Genomic DNA, 20345 nt, shown 5'->3' on the forward strand with positions numbered 1-20345 from the left:
CAGGGATCAGCGGAGAAAGTTGCGCATGCAGTCCAGATCGGTCCTGCCCCTCACTGTGCTCGCCGCCGCGATCTGGGCAGTGTCAGCCCTGTCGGCACTGATGTTCGGGGCCGCGCACATCCCGGCAACCGACGCGATGGGCTATCTGTGGGCCCAGCTGTCCGGCGGCACGATCACCGTCGGTGACGTTCCCGACTACCGCATCGTCGTCGATTCTCGGCTGCCGCGGGTGTTGCTGGCGACGCTCATCGGAGCAGGTCTCGCAGTGGTCGGACTGGTGGTGCAGGCGATGGTGCGCAACGCGCTCGCAGACCCCTACGTTCTCGGAATCTCGTCGGGTGCATCGGTAGGCGCGACGTCGGTGGTCCTGTTCGGCACGTTCGGCGCCCTCGGCATCTACGCCCTCTCGAGTGCAGCGTTCCTCGGCGCACTCGCCGCAACCGCCCTGGTGTATCTGATGGCACGCTCCCCGGTAGGGCTGGTGCCACTGCGCCTGGTCCTGACAGGTACCGCGTTGGGATACGGGTTCTCTGCAATGACGACCGTGCTGATCTTCCTGGCACCTCAGGGCGACGGCGCTCGCAGCGTGATGTTCTGGTTGCTCGGCAGCCTCGCCGGTGCTACCTGGGCCAGCGTCCCGCTGGCCGCCACAGTCACCGTGGCCGGAGTAGCCGCGACCGCTCTGACGGCCCGCAGACTCAACGCGCTGTCGATGGGAGACGAAGTCAGCGCGGCACTGGGCTTGAACGCAGCACGGCTACGGCTGACTCTCTTCGTGACATCCGCGGCGATGACAGGGTGCTACGTATCCATCTGTGGCGCAGTGGGATTCGTCGGTCTGGTCGTCCCTCACTTAGCACGGTTACTGGTCGGGGCCGACCACAGCAGGCTTGTCGTGATCACCCCGGTCCTGGGTGCGGCTTTCCTCGTCACCGCGGATCTGGTGTCCCGAACGGTTCTACCGCCGCAAGAGCTCCCCCTGGGGGCGATCACCGCGGCAGTCGGAGTTCCGGCGTTCGTACTGCTGATGCGTCGCCGCGGCGCGATGATCGGCGACCGTTGATGCGCGTCGACTACGACGACGTCGCAGTCGATATCGACGGCACCCGCATCATCGACGACATCACCATGAGCCTGGACGCCGGCAGCATCGTCGGCATCGTCGGCGCGAACGGGAGCGGCAAGTCGACACTGCTGCGGTGTCTGTATCGAGCGACCGAGCCCTCGACCGGACGTATCGAGGTAGGTGGCCGCGACATCACCGCAATCACCATGCGAGAGAACGCACGTCAGGTCGCAGCACTCACCCAGGACTCCTCGATGCACTTCGACTTCACCGCGCGCGAGGTCGTCGCCACCGGACGTCTTCCACACAACTCCACGTTCGGACGCAACCGCACCCAAGACGACGACGCGTGCGCTCGTGCCTCGACCGTCGCCGACGTGGAACATCTGTTGGACCGATCGTTCCTGTCATTGTCCGGAGGCGAACGCCAACGTGTTCTGATCGCACGGGCTTTCGCCCAGCAACCGAACGTGCTCGTGCTCGACGAACCCACCAATCACCTCGATATACGACACCAATACGCAGTGCTGAGCGCCGCTGCGAGCCTGCAGATCACCGTGATCGCCGCGCTTCACGATCTGAACATCGCCGCCCAATTCTGCGACCGCTTGGTCGTACTTCACGCCGGCCGCATCGTCTGTGCGGGTTCACCCGACGAAGTCGTGACCGAGAAGGTGCTCTCGACCTGGTTCGGGATCGGCGGACACATCGTCACCCACCCACGCCTGGGAGTTCCCCAGGTTCTCTTCGACGACAAGGACACTCGATGACCCACCTCTTTTGCCGGCCCGCACGATCGCCATTGCCGCGACCGCCGTTGCAGCACTGGTCAGTTCGTGCGGAGCCCAGGTCGACACAGCCACCGAGCAGGGTGGCGATCAGGTGACGGTCACCAACTGCGGCGAGCCGCTGACCGTGACCGGTACCCCACAGCGGGTACTGACCAACGACACCGGCATCACCGAGATGATGTTCGCCCTCGGCCTCGCCGACCGCCTCGTCGGATACACCAGCTACCCGGGCAAGGAGCGAGACATCGACTCCTCGCCGTGGAGGAGCGACTTCGACGCGGCACCTGAACTGGCCGACGCCTTCACCCGTGAGGTGATTCAGTCCGCGAACCCGGACTTCGTTTTCGCCGGCTGGAATTATGGCTACAAGGAGTCGACCGGTGTGACTCCCGATTGGATTCGCAGCATAGGCGCAGTTCCCTACCAACTCACCGAAGCATGCCGGCAACCCGGCAGTACTGCACGCGGAGTCATGGAGCCCCTCGACGCGCTCTACACCGACCTACGAAACCTCGGCGACCTCTTCGGAGTTCGTGACCGGGCCGACCGACTCGTCACCGACTACGAGAACCAGATCGGTGCCGCGAACGCCGGGGCTCCGGACGGCCGAGACCCGGCGCGGGTGTTCCTGTTCGACAGCGCCGATCCCGAGCCCTTCACCTCCGGCCGCACCGCAGCTCCGTCGCAGATCATCCGAGAAGCCGGTGGCAGCAACATCTTCGACGACCTCGACGATTCCTGGACCACCGCGTCCTGGGAAGCCGCAGCCCAACGCGACCCCGAATTCATCGTCATCGTCGATTACGGTGCCGGACCGTCGAATTCGGTGGACGCCAAGATCGCGCAACTCCGCGCACAACCCCTGATGTCCGGCACCACCGCCGTACGCGAGAACAACATCATTGCCCTCCCCTACGCAGCGCTCGTCGAAGGACCACGCAACCCCGCCGCCGTCACCACCGTGGCGGACTTCCTCCGATCCAAGGGCCGCTGACCGCCCACAGAAACCGACGGCAGCGATGCCTCGGCAAGTTGCGGCTACCGAGGCCCAAATCCAGTGCAGGCGCTCAGTCTTCGATCGTCACAATCGGAGAAGCCTGCTGCACCGTATAAGAGTTCCACGGCAGGGTCGCGAGGACGTCGGGCAGCCCGGGGTAATCGGAGACCCACGCTGTCGTCGGATCGACGCCTTCGGTTACGCACGATGCGAGCGCGACATAGGTGCCGGCCGGGATATCGGTGACGTGTTGGGTGCTGATTCCGATCTGGCCCCCGTCGTCGGTCGAATACAGCGACTGGCCGTTACCGACGACCTCCCACACCGGCGGCAGCACTCCGCCCGGTGCGGGAGCCAACGATGTGCCGCAGGCCAAGTCGCTACCGGAGTTGTTGGTGATCGTGTTGGTCACCGTCGATCCGTCGACCTCGAACGCATACGTCACGTCTGTCGATTGCGCCGCTGATGCCGTCGCTGGAAACGCCGCTAGTGCTGGCGCACAAAGTAGCGCTCCGATCAGAATCCGACTGGTCGATCGCATGGCAATCCTCCTGGTTCGCGTGAAGTATGTCCGAGTTGCCAGTCTGCATCAAAAAATACCGATCAGCATCTTTCGAACCGAATGCACCCGAACGGGGCGAGAAACAGGGTCGAGAACCGTTGTGTCCGTGTAATTTTGCAGATCCCTACCGGCCGTCGCTCAACGCTTCGCTTCGGCGCGCTTCTTGATGTATGCGTTCCGAACGCACAGGACGCGCCGGAGATACAGCTTGCCTGGAATATCCAGGATCGCAGCGCCGAGTCGTCCGCCACGGAATTCGACCGACATGATGTCGACCATCTGCGTATGACCCCGGCGTGCGAGAAAGAAATGCTCGTGGCGCATCGAGGCAAAGGGTCCGGTGACCTGCTCGTCCACGAAATATCTCGCGGGCTCGTACTCGGTGATGCGGCTGGTCAAGGTGAACCACACACCGAGATGCCTGGAGCGAATATGGATTTCATCGCCCAAACGAAGAGCACTCCGCTTCGAATCGACTCGCACACTCTCTCCGTACGCTCCCTGAGACTCGGCGTGAACGATTGCATCCGACTCCAGATCGAACACGTCAGCGGGGTTGGCCGCGATCGAAGTCGTGAGCCTGATGGTGAACGCCATGGGCACAGCTTTGCAGGTCGGTGGCAGGGTTGGCCGATGAGCTGATGGAACCGCTGTCGATCGGTGGCGTGGCCCTCACGTTCGCCACTCAGGTCGGCCACAGCAATGTCGCCCAGTGGGTCGACGGTGCTCGAACGGCAATGTTCGATGCGCTCCTGAAGGACGGGCCGAGTTTCGACGAACCTGACAGCCCCTGGCGAGATCGCATGCGTGAAGCTGGCGATGACCCCGACGGCGAGGGTCCGATGCCCGACGGCCTGTTTCACACTGGAGGTCTACATAGCAATGATCGTCAACCACACTGGAATCGAACTTACTCAGGAACTGTTGCGCAGCGGACAGTTTCAGGTCGGCGACTCGCTCGAATAGTGGAGGGCAGAGCCGAGTACAGCCGGTTGCGAGTTGTCGAGGGCTAGCGCGACTCGGAGGGATGTGATGGCCGGCCGAGTTGCTGACTGTTTCTCCCTGCCGCTCGACTGGATCCGAGCACTCAGCGGCGGAAACGGTCGAGATGGGTTGACGACGCGGGCTACCGAACAAAAATGCCCGTTCACCAACTTCGGTGAACGGGCATTTCGCTGTGCGCCATCAGGGATTCGAACCCCGGACCCGCTGTACAAGAGATGACAATTCAAGTGGATGCAGTCACGTCCATCATCGGCCCGTTGAGCTGGGTGTTCGGCGAATCGAGTGACCACCTGTGTCCGTCTGTGTTCATGCGAGTTCGACCCAAAGTAATGAGTAAAAGATGACCTTCAGCAACCCGCTCCCAGTCCACTGACGTCCCGCAAGATCTTGCACCGTCTAAACGGACCGCCGTGGATATTCGACTCCACCATGTTTCAAAGTGATGAGTTCGGAACCTTCTGAAACTACGTACTTCGGGACTACCTGCTGAACCGCACGGACCGATAACTCGCACATTTGCGACGCGACATAGTGCCGATAGCAAAGAGACCGAGTCAGCTGCATGAGCTGCGGGCGATAGATCACCCTCTCCTGGAGGCGACACCAACTACTACACGCCCGGTAGTATGAAGGTGGCGGTAAACGTCGATGCGCGCATTTGCCGCGGGCAGGGGCCAATCGACGGGAGTAGCTGCATAACCCGACGACACTGTCGCCGTCGGCTCGAAGGGGGGATCCACCATGAAGTCCACAGCGTCAGACCCGCTCCTACTCGGACACGGGACGGTGTACGAACCGCAGCACGACTCGCACATGCTTGCCGAAGCCGTCCTTGCCTGCGGCATTCCGAACGACTCACGGGTACTGGACCTGTGTACGGGGTCTGGAATTCAAGCCCTGACGGCCGCGACGCTCGGGGCTCATCGAGTACTGGCAGTGGACATCTCACCGGCAGCGGTCGAATCGACGAGGGCTGCCGCGCGGCGACTCGGCCTCGATATCGAAGCGCGTCAGGGCGACCTCTCCGTCGCACTGACACACGGCCCCTACGACGTCGTACTGTGCAATCCCCCGTATGTACCGAGTGCGCACCTACCACCCACCGAAGGCCCCTCGGTGGCGTGGGATGCAGGGGTGGACGGGCGAGCGTTCCTGGATCCACTGTGTCGTGCGGCTCCAGACCTACTGTCCGACAACGGGTTCCTCCTACTGGTCCATTCCGAACACGCTGACGTTCCGAAGTCGCTTGCGATGATGGAGGAAGGAGGCTTGACAGCATCGATCGTGGCCAGGCAAACCATCGGATTCGGACCGGTCTTGCTAGCGCGCGCCGCGTGGCTGGAGGCCAACGGCCTCATCGTGCCAGGATGCCGGATCGAAGAGTTGGCAGTGATATTGGCCCAGAAAAACATTGGTACCTAATTCGTCCCCTCGAGCGAACATGACTCACCCTGCGACGTCCGTCGCCGCCGCTGTCGACGGGCAACCGGCCCTGAGCACCAGAGCGAGTGGTCTCGTCACTGCAGGGCGGCGGCGAGGTCCGTCAGTGCAGCGGTCTCCGCGCCAGGGTCGGGGGTGCTCGACCGGATTGCGGTGAGCACTACGTCGATACGCGAGTCGAGCGCTGTCCACCCCGCAGCGTCGAGCGGCTGCAACGCGGGTTGATCGTCGTCCCAGGTGGTTTCGAGCTTCTTCGCAGCAGTTTTCGCCTCGTCCTGCTGACCGGACCGAACTGCCCAGGCAGTGTCGTCGACGATCGCGCGGAGCTCGGTGACCTGCTGCGGCGGGAACTTCGCGATCGCCTCCCCCGGCGCGAGATCGGTGATCGCAGCCCCCGAACCCTCCGCCTCACTTACCGGCGCTGTATGTGGCTGCGCAGACGCCCACGACAGAAGCCCCGCCGTGGCAACCGCGACTGCCGCGAAATAGACCAGCATCGCGCGCTCACGGCGCGCGTCTGTGGCGACCGGTTCGGGCTCGACACGGTGGTTCCCGATCACGTCTCGTTTCGTTCGCGTCAGATACAGCACCGTAGCCAGGATCGCGACCAGGAACACCACACTGGTGACGAATGTGCCCAGCCCGAGACCGTGCTCAGTGGCCGGTTGGGCGAACCAGTCACCGAGATTCGCCCCCAGCGGACGGGTGAGGATATAGGCCAACCAGAACGCCAACACTGCGTTCGCGCCGAGCCGCCAACCGGCGACGACCGCCACGATCAAGCCGGCGGGCAGAAGTACCGACGTGCCCGGGCCCCACCCGGTGATACTCAGCGTCCAATCGCCCGCCGCGGTCCCGAGCGCGAACGTCACCAGAATCGCCAACCAGTAGAACAGCTCTCGGGGCACAGTGACGATGCTGTGAATCGACAGGGTCCGCTCCCGCACGAACCACACCCCGAACACCACCGCCAACAACGCGGCGAACACCGACATACTCACCGCCAACGGAACACCGCGACTGTCGGTGAGGATGTCGGTGTACAGCGTTCCCGTGACACTGAGCACCACCACCGTCAGCCAGTACACGGCAGGCACGTACTTCGACAGCAAGATCTGAACCGCAAGCACCGCAACGAGAATCGCGGTGAACAATCCCGCCGTCGCGGTCAGTCCGACACCGAGGGTCATGTTCACCCAGTCCGCGACACTCTCCCCCACTGTGGTGCACAGGATCTTCACGACCCAGAACCAGACCGTGATTTCGGGGACCTTGCTCAGCGCCCGGTGGTGAACCGTCAGATGCTCGGAATCGGTGACATCGCTCATGAACCGGGACCGTACCCACGTGTTGCTGAAGGTCCGCTGAGGATCACCCACCGTGGATGCCGACCTCGCCGAACCACGCGTCTACGGCCCCCGGCGAACCGATCCCCGCGCGACCAGTTCCACGGTCAGCGCGACGGCGATGGTCTGCGCAAGCAACAACCCGGCGAGCACCAAAATCTGTACAGCCCCCGCCTGCAAGGCCGAACCACTGGCCAGCAACACGCCCACGAACGCACCCGGCAACGTCACCAACCCCACCGTCCGTGTCTGATCCAGGCCCGGCAGCAGCGCGTCGTTCGCGGTGGGCCGCACCACCTCCACGCGCGCATCACGTTCGGTCATTCCGAGGCTCAGTGCCGCCTCCACTTCTCCGTGCCTGTCGGTCAACGCGGCCAGTGCGCGGCGCGCGGACAGTGATGTTGCGGTCATCGTCCCGCCCAGGATGATTCCGCCGACCGGAACAATCGAGATGCCCTGCGCCGGAACGACACCGGTGAGCAAGCACAACGGGACCACGATCCCGACACCCACCGCCAGGGGAACCACGAGCCAGATACCGGACCTCCCCGACTCCGAACGCCGAATCGACGTGAACGCCGCAGCCCCGAACATCACCAGCAGCACCAGCAACGACGACCACAGATGCTCGAGCGCCGCAGCGAGAATCAACGAAATCGCCGCCAATTGAACGAAGCCGCGCAGAGCAGCAGCCGGAGCGGTGATCATTCGACCGATCGACGAGACCCGATAGATGACCCCAGCGAGCGTCACCATCACGCAACAGAGAACCACGAGCGGCAGACCAGGCTGGGCCAAGGAAGAACTCACCGGTCGAGTATGTGGCGTGGCCTGCATCAGTCTCAGACCAGGTCGAGGACAGAACCACTCTCAGCGCTTCTTCAGCGGCCGGTGGGCACCATGAAGCCATGTCCATCCAGCGGTCGACGTACGCCGAACAACACGTGGTCACGCAGGGTGTTCTCTGGACGTTCGCACCCGAGTTGCAGCGAACGAACAGCGTCGTCCCAGGAAGCTCCCACACTCTGGATCTCGAGCCCCTCGACCACGCGGGCAGACCTCGGAAAGGCCTCACATGATTACACCGGAATCCGGCTTCCGCAGAGCACGTATCGCTACTGCGGCAGTGGCAGGAGTCGGGGTCGCCGTCGTGATCGGAACCTCGGCACTGGCATTCCTCGATACTCAGAACACCGATACAGCCAACGCAGCGAGCGTCTCGGAAACGACTTCGACAACGCAGTCGGACAATGGGACCACCTCGTCCCCGAACCCGTTCGGTACCTCGCCGCGCGTCTCATCGGGATCCGGAACACCACACAGCACGACCCACGGCTCATGACTGTCGTCGCCGAGAAGAACTCGATAGCCGAGTCCCGCTGGCAGATGTGGAGCACCGACGTTCATCTTGTCGTGACCGACCCGAGGTCGCTCGAGGCCGCGGAGTCGCTGGTGCGCAGCGAACTCGACGCGGTCGACCACGCATGCAGCAGGTTCCGGCCCGATTCCGAAATCATGAACCTGACGGGATCACATGTCCGACCCGCCCCCGTCAGTGCCGTACTCGCCGACCTCGTGCTCGCGTCGCTGCACGCAGCCGACATCACCGACGGTGCAGTGGACCCGACGCTCGGCTCAGCGATGATCGACCTGGGTTACGACAGGGACTTCTCACTGCTCGAACCACCCACCGGGGGTTACTCCGCAACCGTCTCCGTCGTACGCCGCGCCGACTGGACAATGGTGACCCTGCACGACGGCATGCTCACGGTTCCGGAGGGTGTTGTTCTCGATCTGGGAGCGACCGCGAAAGCGCTGGCAGCCGACCGCTGTGCCGCACTCGTCGCGTCCGAACTGGGCTGCGGAGTTCTCGTGTCTATCGGAGGTGACATCTCGACGAGCGGTCCGCCGCCGAGCACGGGATGGCAGATTCGAGTGGCCGACGGTGACAACCAACCTTCGACGAACGTCACCATCGGGTCCGGCGTCGGAGTTGCCACGTCGAGCACCCAGCGGAGGCGATGGTCGAAAGGCGGAAAGACTGCACATCACATCCTCGATCCGCAGCTCTTGGTCCCCGTCGAACCAATCTGGCGCACAGTCACTGTCGCCGCACAGAGCTGTTTTCTGGCCAACACGGCCAGTACCGCCGCCGTCGTGAAAGGTTCGGCCGCCGTGCGATGGTTGAGAGACATCGGCCTTCCCGCGCGAATGATCGATGCCGACGGTGACACGACAGTGACACCCGGATGGCTCGAGAAGAGTTCCCACAGTGGACATCCGAACACCGAGGAGGACTGATGGATCAAGCACTGTGGGCACTCGGACGGGGAACCGGCATCGCGGCGTTGTTGATACTCACCCTCTCCATGGCATCGGGAACGGTGACGCGATCGGGGCGACCGATTCTTACGTTGCCACGATTCGGCGTCGTGGAACTCCACAAGAACACATCTCTACTGGGGTCGCTGCTCATCGTGATTCATGTGGGTGCACTGCTTTTCGATCCCTACGCACAGCTGAACGTCGTCGACTCAGTGGTCCCGTTTCTCGGGCGCTACCGGCCGTTCTGGCTCGGGCTCGGCACCCTCGCCGTAGATCTGATCATCGTTGTCGTCGCCACTGCTCTGCTGAGGCACCGATTGGGGCACAGAACATTTCGGGTCGTTCACTGGTCGGCGTATGCCTTGTGGCCGATTGCCCTCGCTCACGCCCTGGGGAACGGAACGGACGTCGGACACGCATGGTTCCTTTCCATTGCTGCAGGGTGCGCGGTACTGGTGACGGCAGCGACGACGTTCCGGCTCCGCCACGATTTTCTCGAATTCCACCACTCCAGAGCAGGAGCACAGCAATGACGACCTCCAGCCTCACTCACATTTTGTCCGGTGCCGGGTTCGACCTCGACCGACATGCGCACACGTTCGGGCCGGTGCCTGCCGGCGACGATTCGGTCATCACGGCTATCTCACGTTCCGGCCTGGCCGGGCGCGGTGGCGCAGGTTTTTCTACCGGGGCGAAGATGGCCGCCATCACCGGTCGCCGACCCGTAGTGATTGCGAACGGATCCGAGGGGGAACCGATGAGCAGCAAAGACGCTGTCCTACTATCCGATTCACCACACCTCGTTCTCGACGGCCTGGCGATCGCCGCGGAAGCAGTGGGTGCGACCGACGCATTCCTTGTCGTACCGGCCCCGAATACCGACCGGTTGCGCAGCGCCATCACCGAACGGCGACACAGTGGTTGGGATCGCACCGACGTCCACGTCGTCGTGTCCGCCGGACGCTTCGTCTCCGGGGAGAAGACGGCTCTGATCGCGGCGGTCGAGGGCAAGCCACCGATTCCGCGGTCCTCACTGGCATCGTCTTCGAAATCGGGAATGAAGGGACGTCCGACTCTCGTGCACAATGTCGAAACTCTCGCGCACGTCGCCACCGTTGCGCGATTCGGCGTCGACTGGTTCCGATCGTCAGGAACTACGAGCGAACCTGGAACGATGCTCGTGACGTTGTCCGGCGCAGTGAACAACCCCGGCGTTGTCGAGGTACCGATCGGAAGCCCACTCGAGTGGGTTGTCGGCGATATCGGACGAGCGGACATGGACAACACTCGCGCCGTGCTGGTCGGCGGTTATCACGGAACCTGGATCAACCGAGCGGACCTCGCAGGGCGACGCCTCTCGAGAGAATCTCTCGCCGCGATAGGCGCTAGTCCGGGAGCGGGGGTGGTACACGCGCTGGCAGTCCACACCTGCGGTCTTCGTGCCACGGCCGACATAGTCGACTACCTTGCACGGGAAAGCGCTGGGCAATGCGGGCCCTGCCTGAACGGGCTTCCCCGGCTGGCGTCGGAATTCGCCGACCTCGCCTACCACCGTCCCGGTGAACAGACGATCCACGAGATCCGCCGCTATGCCGGACTCGTCGACGGGCGCGGTGCATGCCACCATCCCGACGGAACCGTACGGCTCGTCCTGTCGGCCTTGACCGCATTCGCCGACGACGTGCGCATGCACAGCACCGGCCACTGCGAGGCAACAGCGCGACTGCGGAGAACCTGGTGAAACTCGACAGAACTTCAGAGTCCAGGCTTCACATCGACTGGACGCGCTGCGACGGCCGGGGCCTGTGCACCGAACTGCTCCCCGAGATCCTGTCCCGCGACGAGTGGGGATATCCGCTGTCTGCAACTCCTGATCCGACCGTCCCCTCGAGATCTCTGGGTAATGCGCTCAAGGCCGTCGACCTGTGTCCGCGGATGGCATTGGCGTTGCACTCACCGGACCGAACGAGACCGTAGAGCCATCTCGGCGATATCAGGTGAGTTCCTTCGATCCGCTGGGCTGATGCGTCGGAATTCTGATCTCGAAGCGTGCTCCTCCGAGCGGGGAACGGGAAACCGTCACCGAGCCTGTGTGGGCGGCGGCGGTGCCGGCGACGATGGCCAATCCGAGACCGGCACCGCCTTCGTCGCGTGTGCGGGATGCATCCAACCGTACGAACCGATCGAAGACTCGTTCACGCTGTTGTTCGGGGATCCCCGGGCCGTCGTCATCGATCACGATGACAGCGGACCCTCCGGACGGTGTGCAGGACAATTCGATTCGAGTGACGGCGTGCCGAACAGCATTGTCGACAACGTTGCGCACCATTCTCGCCAACGCGGGTTGATCTCCGGTTACCCGGACCGGAACGATCGACGTTCCCACAGTCAGATCCGTCATTGCGTCGATCCGTTTGCCTTCCTCGTACAGCACATCGTCGAGGTCGACGTCGACCGCGCCGAGCGGTGATTGCTTCTCGTCCGAACGAGCAAGCAGGAGAAGGTCTTCGATCAGCCGGCGCATCCGACGCGCTTCGGGCAACAACGATTCGTCGATCAGCGAGGCATCGATCAGCTCCGGCCTTGCTGCGGCGAGCTCGAGAGCGGCAGTAATGGTTGACAGCGGGCTACGAAGCTCGTGGGAGGCATCGCTGACGAATCGTTGTTGCGCGCGTTGTCCGGCCTGGAGCCGCTCGAGCATCCGATTCATCGTCACTGCGAGTCGCGCGATCTCGTCGCGGGATTGTGGCACCGGGATACGTTCTCCCAGATCTTTGTTCGAGATCGAGGCGACGCGGGTGCGTATGCGTTCGACGGGGCTCAACGCCGCACCGACGAGACGGTATGTCGCCAGCGCGACCAAAGCGACCACTACCGGACCGACGATGGCGAGCAGAATCGCGACTGTGGACACCACTTTTTCCACTGGCTCACGGTCGGCCCCGACCAGTACCGTCACCGGCCCGGCCGCCGTCTCCGCGCCGCGAGCTGTGACCCAGAAGTCACCGTCTTCGGCCTGTTCGATGCGTCCGAGATCCCTAGTGGTCGAGGGTGCGACCTCGACCGTGGACAATGGACGTCCGCCATCCGCCCGCGAGGAGGCCGTTACCGCCCCGCTCCCGTCGACGACCTGCACTATGCCGATCTGGCCGTCTGTTGCCAATGACGACTCGTCGATTTGCGCGGGACGATCGGTCTCGAGTTGCTCGCTGACCTGTACGGCCCGGGTGTCAGCGGCCGTGCGAGCGGAGGATTCGAGTGAGCTGTAGAGGATACCGATCAATGCGCCACCCGCCGCGATCAGGCACACGGCCAGGACCACGGTCGAGGCGACCGCGGATCGCACCCGCACCGTCCACGATCGTGGCCGCAAAAGGTCCACGGAGGTACCGATAGCTCTCATGGCGCTCAGTCTCCTGCCAGCCGGTATCCGACCCCGCGGATCGTCTCGATGCTCTTGCGCCCGAAAGGCTGATCGACCTTCTTCCGGAGATACCCGATGTAGACCTCGACGATGTTCTCGTCCCCGTCGTAGTTGACGTCCCACACCGACCGGACGATCTCGGACTTGGTGACCACGACGCCGCTGCGCCGCATCAGGAATTCGAGCACGCTGTACTCACGCGGGGTCAGCGCCAGTTCCGTTCCGCCCCTGGTGACACGGTGACGTGCGGGATCCAACTCGAGATCGCCGGCTGCGAGCACGGAAGGGCGTTCGGGAGCGCCCCGTCGGACCAGGGCGCGTAGGCGAGCAACCAAGACCACGAAGGAAAACGGTTTGACCAGATAGTCGTCCGCGCCGAGATCGAACGCGTCGGCCAGATCGTATTCACCGTCCTTGGCCGAGAGCATCAGAATCGGCGTCCACACGCCCTGCGCGCGGAGATCCCGCACGATGTCGTATCCATGTCTGCCCGGCAGCATGATATCGAGAACAAGAACGTCGAACTCCCCGCTCGCGGCACTGTGGAACCCGTTGTCACCGTCGTGCTCGACCTCCACGGTGAACCCATCGGCTACCAAACCGCGGCGGACCATCTCCGCCAGACGCACTTCGTCCTCGACCACCAGAACCCGCATCGACAACTCCGTCCGTATATGTGACGCAAGTACAACAGACCCACTCAGGCACCGACGAGCCGCTCTCAGCGGTTCTTCAGGAGCTGCTCTACACACTGATCGGCGTGCTCCTCTCCTCATCGATGTCCGCCGTTCACGCAACAGCCACCGAAGTGCTCACCGAAGCCGCCACCGCCGACGTCGAGATCGCCGGGTTGGTGATCGCAGTTGGCCTCCTCGGTACCGGGATCATGCTCCGCATCCGCTCCGACCGGGCCGGAGCGACGATCCTCGGCACGCTCGGCTTCGCGTTCGCAGTGGTGGTGCTATCCGTCGCTGTGCACAGCAACGGATGGCTGACCAAGTCCGACGCGCCTGTCGCGGCCTGGTTCGTCGATCACCGAACGCACGCGCTCGATGATCTGGCCCTTGCCGTCACCACAGCGGGTGGACCCGCCGAGACCGCCGCGTTGGGCCTCGTGGTTGCGGTGCTTATCGTGTGGAGAACCACACACTACGGCCCGGCACTGGTGATGCTGGCGACCGTCGCCTCGGCGTCGATGTTGTGCACGATCGTGAAACTGATCGTCGGACGCGAGCGGCCGCCGCAGTCGACCCAATTGATGCTCGAAACCGATTTCTCCTTCCCGTCAGGGCACGTCACCGGGACCGCCGCCCTGTCACTGATGCTCGCCCTCCTCGCAGGCACGCGGCGATCGAGGGCGGTACGGACACTGTTCCTCGGAATCGCCGTCGCGATCGTCGTTGCCGTTGCGTGCACACGGATGTATCTCGGCGTCCACTGGCTCACCGACGTTGTCGCCGGCGCGCTCCTCGCAGCCTGCGCAGTCACCCTCGGCGGTTACGCACTGCATCGTGTCGACTCCGGCGGCACCACCGATGCGGCGCCACCTCGCCTGCTGATGAACAGGATCTCGCTGTGACATCGGGATTGACCGGCGGCGTCCTCGACCCGAGCACGCTCGTCGCGACATTCGGGTTGATCGGGCTGCTCGTCGCCTTGTTCGTCGAGACGGGTCTTCTGATCGGGTTCTTTCTCCCTGGCGACTCTCTGCTCTTCACCGCCGGAGTGCTCGTTGCGCAGGCCGATCCGTTCGTTCCATTGTGGGTGATCCTGGTGTCCGCACCGATCGCCGCCACACTCGGCGATCAATGCGGCTACTTGATCGGCCGCGCCGCCGGCCCTGCTGTCTTCGACCGACCCGGTGCCAAACGGCTCGGCCCTGCGCAGCTTGCCCGCGCGCAGTCGTTCTTCGACACCTACGGTGCCCGCACTGTCGTACTCGCCAGGTTCGTTCCCGTCGTCCGGACACTCGCACCCGTCATGGCGGGGGCGTCGGGCATGAGATACCGAACGTTCCTCGTCTACAACATCATCGGAGGGATCGTCTGGGGTGCCGGCGTACCGATGCTCGGCTACCTACTCGGCGGAATCCCGTTCGTGCGCAACCACATCGAGGTCATCCTCATGGGGGTTGTCGTCCTGTCGATACTCCCGATCGCCGTCAACTACCTGCGCTCCCGTTCCAGAGCACGCAGAACAACACCTCGGCACGGGCACCGCCCCGACCCCGATACCAGTTCCGCCGCCCGGCACTGAACGAAGCTGGCAGCGAACACGCTTCGAGGCGACGCAGGCCGAAAACTCCCCCGCGGTCGCTGGGTCGGTCCTCTCCATCCGCTGACCACACCGGCAAACCGAAGCCCGCAAGTGCGGCCCATGGCCGGGCATCGGTGGCCCAAAGTGATGAGTAAGTGATGACCTTACGCTGTGGCCGCGCCCCGACGACGATCCGAAACCCGGAAATCAGCATGATGCGCACGTAACAGGCATGGAAGCATCGGCACCGACTCACTTGACTCCACGACACACAGTCTTGCGATTCGAGTCATCACCACCGCCGCGACATCGCACGCGACCTGGGAAATCACACCAAGATTCACTCATCACTTTGCCCGCAAAGTGATGAGTTGACCTGATCCGTCGAGGCAAAAAGATGACCCCTTGACCGGCATTTCCGCTGGTCAAGGGGTCATTCTTGTGCGCCATCAGGGATTCGAACCCCGGACCCGCTGATTAAGAGTCAGCTGCTCTAACCAACTGAGCTAATGGCGCCGATCCGCACCGCGTGTTCTCTGCGGTGCGGGAGAAACATTAACAGCAGATGCGGCCAGATGTGAAATCGGCTGGTCAAGGCACCTGTTGCGTCAGTTGAAGATCCTGCGAACCACGAGAACTGCTACCACTGCGCCGACTCCGAGCAGAGTGAACTTCACGGCCGGCTCGTTGAGCTTGGCCACCACCGTCTGCTTGGTGTTGGCGACGATGTTCTTGGGGCTGGCACGGACGCTCAGCTCGTCCAGCGTGCTGGCCAGCTGATTGCGAGCGGCCTCGATCTCGCGCTCGATTCGGTCGGTGTCCTTGGCCACGTGTCCTCCAACTTGTCTGCAAATAGTCTTGGTCGTACTCGAGCCTAGAGCACGGCGGTATTTCGATACTCTCGTGCGGTGACCGAATACAGCAAGCTCGAGCCGGGCGACACCGCTCCGGCGTTCACCCTGCCCGATGCCGACGGCAACGACGTCTCCCTCGCCGACTACGCCGGCAAGAAGGTGATCGTGTACTTCTACCCCGCCGCGAGCACCCCTGGCTGCACCAAGCAGGCCTGCGACTTCCGCGACAGCCTCGCCGAGCTCAACGGCGAAGGCCTCGAGGTCGTCGGCATCTCCCCCGACAAGCCGGCCAAACTCGCCAAGTTCCGCGACAAGGAGGAGCTGACATTCCCCCTGCTCTCCGACGAGGCGAAGACGACGTTGCAGGCCTGGGGTGCGTTCGGTGAGAAGAAGAACTACGGCAAGGTCTACGAGGGCGTCATCCGCTCCACGTTCCTCGTAGATGAGGCCGGCAAGATCGAGGTGGCGCAGTACAACGTGCGCGCCACCGGCCACGTCGCCAAACTGCGCCGCGACCTATCTGTCTGAACCGGCCAGCCGCTGCAGGAACAATGCTTCGGCGACGGCCATCTTCTCGATTTCCGTCGGGTCCACGCTCTCGTTCGGGGCGTGGATCCGGCATCGGGGCTCTTCGACGCCCATCAGCATGATCTCGGCGTCCGGCAACGCCTCCGCCAACGCGTTGCACAACGGAATGGACCCGCCCTGCCCCGCCGTCCCCATGGGACGTCCGAATGCCTCTTCCAAGGCACCTGACAACGCCGCGTACCCCGGGCCGTCTGTTCTGGCCAGGAACGGCGAACCGATCGCCTCACGCTCGACGGTGACACGCGCATTCCACGGCGTACGTGCCTCCAGATGCGCCACCAACGCGTCCTGCGCCTGCTGCGGATCCATCCCTGGCGGAACTCGCAAATTCAGCCGTGCCGAGGCTCGAGGGGAGATGGCAGCGGCCGAGCCCACGACGGGTGGGCAGTCGATTCCGAGAACGGTCAGAGCTGGGCGCGCCCATACCGCGTCGGCCACGGTGCCCGAACCCGCCAGAGCGACTCCGTCGAGCACCCCGGCGTCGGATTTGAACTGCTCGGCGTCGTACGGCACCCCATCCCAGGTCTGCGCGCCATCGAGACCGTCGACCGTGGTGTCACCGTGCTCGTTGCGCAGAGTCGCCAGCACCTGGATCAGCGCGCCGAGCGCATCGGGTGCCGGTCCCCCGTACATTCCGGAATGCACCTCTCCGGCAAGCGTTTCCACGTGTACGACGACGTTGGCTATCCCACGAAGAGTGGTGGTGACCGTCGGCAGACCCACCGTAGTGTTGCCGGTGTCCCCGATCACCACGACATCGGCAGCGAACAACTCTGGCCGCTCGTCGACGAGTGCTTCGAGCCCGCCCGTGCCCATCTCTTCAGAACCCTCGCAGACGATCCGCACGCCGACGTCGAGCGACTCCCCCACCGCGCGCAGCGCCAGCAGATGCATCAAGATGTTGCCCTTGCAGTCGGCCGCGCCTCGGCCGTACCACCGACCGTCACGCTCGGTCAGCTCGAAAGGCTCACTGTCCCAGTAGCTTCTGTCGCCGGGAGGCTGGACGTCGTAGTGCGAATACAACAGAACGGTCGGTGCTCCCGCCGGTGCCGGCCGCGAACCGACGACAGCCAGTGAGCCGTCGCTGGTCTCGATCAACTGCACGTCGGGAATCCCGGCGTCGACGAACGCCCGCTGCACCCACTGCGCTGCACCGACGCATTCTTCTACCGGGAACTGCCGAGGATCGTGCACAGATCGGAACCGGACCAGTTCTGCCAGCTCCGATTTCGCGCGAGGCATCGACTTCGCGATCGCGGATCGAATGTCGGCGGGGCGTACATCGGTCGGCATGGTTCCTCCAAACGAGAAATGACAGACGGGCTCTCGCCAGTCTGTCATTTGCTCGCACCTACCGAAGCGACACGTCAGCCTCCAGCCAATTCCTGCGCGATCCACTCACCTGTGTGCTGCCAGTGCCGATCCCAGGCTTCATGCTCGAGTTGCTCCTGGGACTTGCCCGGCTCGGGAACGACGGTGGGCACAGTCAATTGCGGCGGATCCACAGTCGCCGCAGCGGGCTGCGGGGTACCTGCAGGCGCAGCGCCCGGCGGTACCCAGGACGGCGAAGTCCACTGCTGAGGAGTCTCTTGCTGTGGAGTCCACTGCTGCGTCGTCCCAGTCGGCGTAGTCGTCGGCTCGACGGCCGAATCCGCCGTGGGCGGGAGCGTCTTGGGCAGGGCGTCGACCGGCAGTGCAGGCGCAATAGTCGTCGGATCGACGTATCGCGTTGCGCCGGCCAAATCGGTTCCGCCGTCGCGTCGGTCGGCGCTCTGTTCGGCGGTGCCATCCCCGTCACTCGGCAGCGTGGCCGCAACGGCGACACCTGCCGAGGCCACCCCGGCGAGCAGCACCGCAGCGAAGATCAGTTTGCGGCCGCCGGTCACTGAACTCGACCTGCCCGTTGCTGTCACCGGAGCCGTGAGCATCACCGAAGGGATCGTCTCCGGCCCTGCGGCCTCTTCGGACTCGTCGACTGCCTCCGTAACCACGAGGGCCTGATCCTCGACCGAAACCGATGCGAGCCAGGCCGCTCCGCAGGCGGCGACTCGATCTGCGGCACCCACTCGCACGACGGGCACACCGAGACCGAGGGAGAGAATGTCGATCAAGTCCCGGTTGCTCGATCTGTCTCCGAACAGCGCCACGGCCTGCGGTTTCTTGCCGGATTCGTCGACCACTTCCCATGCCAGGGGAATCGTGCTGCCGATTCGTTCGGGGGACATCGAGTCCAGGGCAGCATTCTTGGCGGGCGTGAGTGTGGCATCGGCTGCGTCGGCGAGAGAGATGGATACGCCGCGTTCGCCCATGTAATAGAGCAGCACCGTGCTCGCGTCGGCGAGGTCCTTCGTACGGGCCAACCAGGACAGGAACGACTGGGATGCCGAGACGAACACCGTCGACTCGTCGGTCACTGCCGTGGCGAGTTCGGCGCGCTCGGACTCGGACCGATGCACGACGGCGACGGCGTCGACCGACACGTTCAGCGTTGCTGCCTCGGCACGCATATCCGAGATCGCGCGCGGTAGAACGGCGGTCACGTCGGGGTCGAGCGAGGTGGTGGAGTGCGCGAGCACCTCCCCCGAGGTCGGCTCGAGCAGGACCGTCTGCATCGAGCCGGATTCGATCGCTGTACCGATTGTTGCCACTGCAGTCTCCCTGTGCTCGGGGTGAGGCTCCCGACCATGAACGTCGTCCCACGGACACGAACGACGGCCACCCTGCACGGAAATTGATTCAATGCCTATAACCATACCGGTTGCCCGTTTGGCTGGCTGATATTGAACTTGGGGATTGTCACAGCGAGACGGCCCGACAGCTGTCGACACACACAGCGGTCCCCCACAAGAACGACCGAATCCGGAGTGGGCGATGCGACCCGCACGACAGAAGTGGATACCGTGCACCCGCGACGGATAGCCTGACCGGGTGGAATCCTCTGCTCGTGCCCAGTCCTCGCGCCGTCTCGACGCCGCGCTCGAGTCGACGGCGCAGACTCAGGAGCTGATGCCGAGGCGCCGTCCCACGCAGGAACGCAGCCAACGCAAATTCGACGCGTTGCTTCAGGCGTCGCGTGAACTGCTCAGCGACGTGGGCTTCGAGTCGTTCACATGTGAAGAAGTCGCGTCGCGGGCGGAGCTACCGATCGGCACGCTGTACCAGTTCTTCGCCAACAAGTACGTCATCGTCTGCGAACTCAATCGTCAGGACCTCGTGGGAGTCCAACAGGAATTGGCAGAGTTCGACGGCGAGGTCCCGTCCCTGGACTGGGTGCGGTTCCTGAACAATTTCGTCGACCACATGGCCGGCATGTGGATGACGGACCCGTCGCGCCGCGAGGTATGGCTCGCGATGCAGTCGACACCGTCCACCCGCGCCACCGGGGTCATTCACGAGCGCGAGTTCGCCGATCAGGTCTCACGCATGCTCGGACCGTTGACGCCGCGCACACCGCGGCATCGTCGCAATCTGATGGCCCAGGTGTTGGTACACATCGTCTACTCGATGCTGAACTTCTCGGTGCAGGACGGCCAGAGCCACGAAGATGCCGTGGCCGAACTCAAGCGAATCATGATGGCGTATCTGCTCGTCGCGGAGAAGGAGAGCAGGCGCTCCGGTGGGTCGGTCAACACCGACGACGCCTGACCCGCTCGCTTCAGCCACACGAAAGGCCCGCCCGATCTCGTGGATC

General features: G+C 63.8%; 21 protein-coding genes and 1 tRNA gene. 12 read left to right on the top strand and 10 right to left on the bottom strand.

The window, feature by feature from the left end:
• The first annotated feature begins 25 nt into the window (after nt 1-25).
• The 3 genes from J1M81_RS14475 to J1M81_RS14485 are packed head-to-tail and all read left to right on the top strand — an operon-like array spanning nt 26 to nt 2851.
• Nucleotides 26-1063, top strand: a complete 1038-nt coding sequence (locus J1M81_RS14475; RefSeq protein ID WP_032399536.1) for an iron ABC transporter permease — start codon at nt 26-28, stop codon at nt 1061-1063.
• Nucleotides 1063-1836 carry an ABC transporter ATP-binding protein gene (locus J1M81_RS14480; protein WP_032399496.1) on the top strand — a complete coding sequence of 258 codons (774 nt, stop codon included), beginning with the start codon at nt 1063-1065 and terminating at the stop codon, nt 1834-1836. Before J1M81_RS14475 ends, J1M81_RS14480 begins: the two co-directional genes overlap by 1 nt.
• A 10-nt stretch (nt 1837-1846) precedes the next feature.
• The gene (locus J1M81_RS14485; protein ID WP_241258052.1) at nt 1847-2851 is read left to right on the top strand and encodes an ABC transporter substrate-binding protein; all 1005 of its coding nucleotides are present in this window, start codon (nt 1847-1849) and stop codon (nt 2849-2851) included.
• 73 nt (nt 2852-2924) lie between these two features.
• Here the strand turns inward: J1M81_RS14485 and J1M81_RS14490 are convergent, their stop codons facing one another.
• Entirely contained in the window at nt 2925-3299 is a 375-nt protein-coding gene (locus J1M81_RS14490) for a hypothetical protein (protein WP_230592961.1), read from the bottom strand.
• Nucleotides 3300-3554: 255 nt separating this feature from the next.
• A complete protein-coding gene (locus J1M81_RS14495) occupies nt 3555-4013 on the bottom strand; it encodes an SRPBCC family protein (RefSeq protein ID WP_206498234.1) in 459 nt (152 codons plus the stop codon).
• A 1149-nt stretch (nt 4014-5162) separates the two neighbouring features.
• Between J1M81_RS14495 and J1M81_RS14500 the strand changes: the two genes are divergently transcribed.
• Entirely contained in the window at nt 5163-5843 is a 681-nt protein-coding gene (locus J1M81_RS14500; protein ID WP_206498235.1) for a HemK2/MTQ2 family protein methyltransferase, read from the top strand.
• A 95-nt stretch (nt 5844-5938) separates the two neighbouring features.
• Here the strand turns inward: J1M81_RS14500 and J1M81_RS14505 are convergent, their stop codons facing one another.
• Together J1M81_RS14505 and J1M81_RS14510 are read right to left on the bottom strand one after the other, a co-directional pair.
• The gene (locus J1M81_RS14505) at nt 5939-7189 is read right to left on the bottom strand and encodes a hypothetical protein (protein WP_032368483.1); all 1251 of its coding nucleotides are present in this window, start codon (nt 7187-7189) and stop codon (nt 5939-5941) included.
• 81 nt (nt 7190-7270) lie between these two features.
• Nucleotides 7271-8017, bottom strand: coding sequence for an ABC transporter permease (locus J1M81_RS14510; protein ID WP_032368253.1), 747 nt, complete (start codon nt 8015-8017; stop codon nt 7271-7273).
• A gap of 528 nt (nt 8018-8545) precedes the next feature.
• Between J1M81_RS14510 and J1M81_RS14515 the strand changes: the two genes are divergently transcribed.
• The 4 genes from J1M81_RS14515 to J1M81_RS14530 are packed head-to-tail and all read left to right on the top strand — an operon-like array spanning nt 8546 to nt 11509.
• Entirely contained in the window at nt 8546-9508 is a 963-nt protein-coding gene (locus J1M81_RS14515; RefSeq protein WP_094631403.1) for an FAD:protein FMN transferase, read from the top strand.
• The gene (locus J1M81_RS14520) at nt 9508-10065 is read left to right on the top strand and encodes a ferric reductase-like transmembrane domain-containing protein (RefSeq protein ID WP_032368256.1); all 558 of its coding nucleotides are present in this window, start codon (nt 9508-9510) and stop codon (nt 10063-10065) included. The genes J1M81_RS14515 and J1M81_RS14520 overlap by 1 nt, the downstream gene beginning before the upstream one ends.
• Nucleotides 10062-11273 (top strand): NADH-ubiquinone oxidoreductase-F iron-sulfur binding region domain-containing protein, encoded by a 1212-nt coding sequence (locus J1M81_RS14525; protein ID WP_206498236.1) that lies wholly within the window; start codon nt 10062-10064, stop codon nt 11271-11273. Before J1M81_RS14520 ends, J1M81_RS14525 begins: the two co-directional genes overlap by 4 nt.
• A complete protein-coding gene (locus J1M81_RS14530) occupies nt 11270-11509 on the top strand; it encodes a ferredoxin (RefSeq protein ID WP_206498266.1) in 240 nt (79 codons plus the stop codon). Before J1M81_RS14525 ends, J1M81_RS14530 begins: the two co-directional genes overlap by 4 nt.
• 16 nt (nt 11510-11525) lie before the next feature.
• Here the strand turns inward: J1M81_RS14530 and J1M81_RS14535 are convergent, their stop codons facing one another.
• Together J1M81_RS14535 and J1M81_RS14540 are read right to left on the bottom strand one after the other, a co-directional pair.
• Nucleotides 11526-12935, bottom strand: a complete 1410-nt coding sequence (locus J1M81_RS14535) for a cell wall metabolism sensor histidine kinase WalK (protein WP_206498237.1) — start codon at nt 12933-12935, stop codon at nt 11526-11528.
• Between the two features lie 5 nt (nt 12936-12940).
• Nucleotides 12941-13612, bottom strand: a complete 672-nt coding sequence (locus J1M81_RS14540) for a response regulator transcription factor (protein ID WP_032379305.1) — start codon at nt 13610-13612, stop codon at nt 12941-12943.
• A gap of 122 nt (nt 13613-13734) precedes the next feature.
• On the opposite strand from J1M81_RS14540, the gene J1M81_RS14545 reads away from it, so the two are divergent.
• Together J1M81_RS14545 and J1M81_RS14550 are read left to right on the top strand one after the other, a co-directional pair.
• Nucleotides 13735-14535, top strand: a complete 801-nt coding sequence (locus J1M81_RS14545; RefSeq protein WP_206498238.1) for a phosphatase PAP2 family protein — start codon at nt 13735-13737, stop codon at nt 14533-14535.
• Nucleotides 14532-15212, top strand: a complete 681-nt coding sequence (locus J1M81_RS14550) for a DedA family protein (RefSeq protein ID WP_283348251.1) — start codon at nt 14532-14534, stop codon at nt 15210-15212. The genes J1M81_RS14545 and J1M81_RS14550 overlap by 4 nt, the downstream gene beginning before the upstream one ends.
• A 442-nt stretch (nt 15213-15654) precedes the next feature.
• Here J1M81_RS14550 and J1M81_RS14555 read toward each other — a convergent pair.
• A tRNA-Lys gene (locus tag J1M81_RS14555) sits at nt 15655-15728 on the bottom strand.
• A 92-nt stretch (nt 15729-15820) separates the two neighbouring features.
• On the bottom strand, nt 15821-16042 hold the full coding sequence (locus J1M81_RS14560) for a DUF3618 domain-containing protein (protein ID WP_027497653.1): 222 nt from the start codon (nt 16040-16042) through the stop codon (nt 15821-15823).
• 78 nt (nt 16043-16120) lie between these two features.
• Here J1M81_RS14560 and bcp point away from each other — a divergent pair, with 78 nt between their 5' ends.
• Entirely contained in the window at nt 16121-16594 is a 474-nt protein-coding gene (gene bcp, locus J1M81_RS14565) for a thioredoxin-dependent thiol peroxidase (protein ID WP_206498239.1), read from the top strand.
• Here the strand turns inward: bcp and J1M81_RS14570 are convergent.
• Entirely contained in the window at nt 16583-17947 is a 1365-nt protein-coding gene (locus J1M81_RS14570) for a dipeptidase (RefSeq protein WP_206498240.1), read from the bottom strand. The genes bcp and J1M81_RS14570 overlap by 12 nt on opposite strands.
• Nucleotides 17948-18021: 74 nt before the next feature.
• A complete protein-coding gene (locus J1M81_RS14575) occupies nt 18022-19302 on the bottom strand; it encodes a hypothetical protein (protein WP_206498241.1) in 1281 nt (426 codons plus the stop codon).
• 358 nt (nt 19303-19660) lie between these two features.
• On the opposite strand from J1M81_RS14575, the gene J1M81_RS14580 reads away from it, so the two are divergent.
• Nucleotides 19661-20299 (top strand): TetR/AcrR family transcriptional regulator, encoded by a 639-nt coding sequence (locus J1M81_RS14580; RefSeq protein ID WP_080729227.1) that lies wholly within the window; start codon nt 19661-19663, stop codon nt 20297-20299.
• Nucleotides 20300-20345 lie beyond the last annotated feature (46 nt).

It is taken from the genome of Rhodococcus sp. KRD175 (genome assembly GCF_017168275.1).
Lineage (GTDB): Bacteria > Actinomycetota > Actinomycetes > Mycobacteriales > Mycobacteriaceae > Rhodococcoides > Rhodococcoides fascians.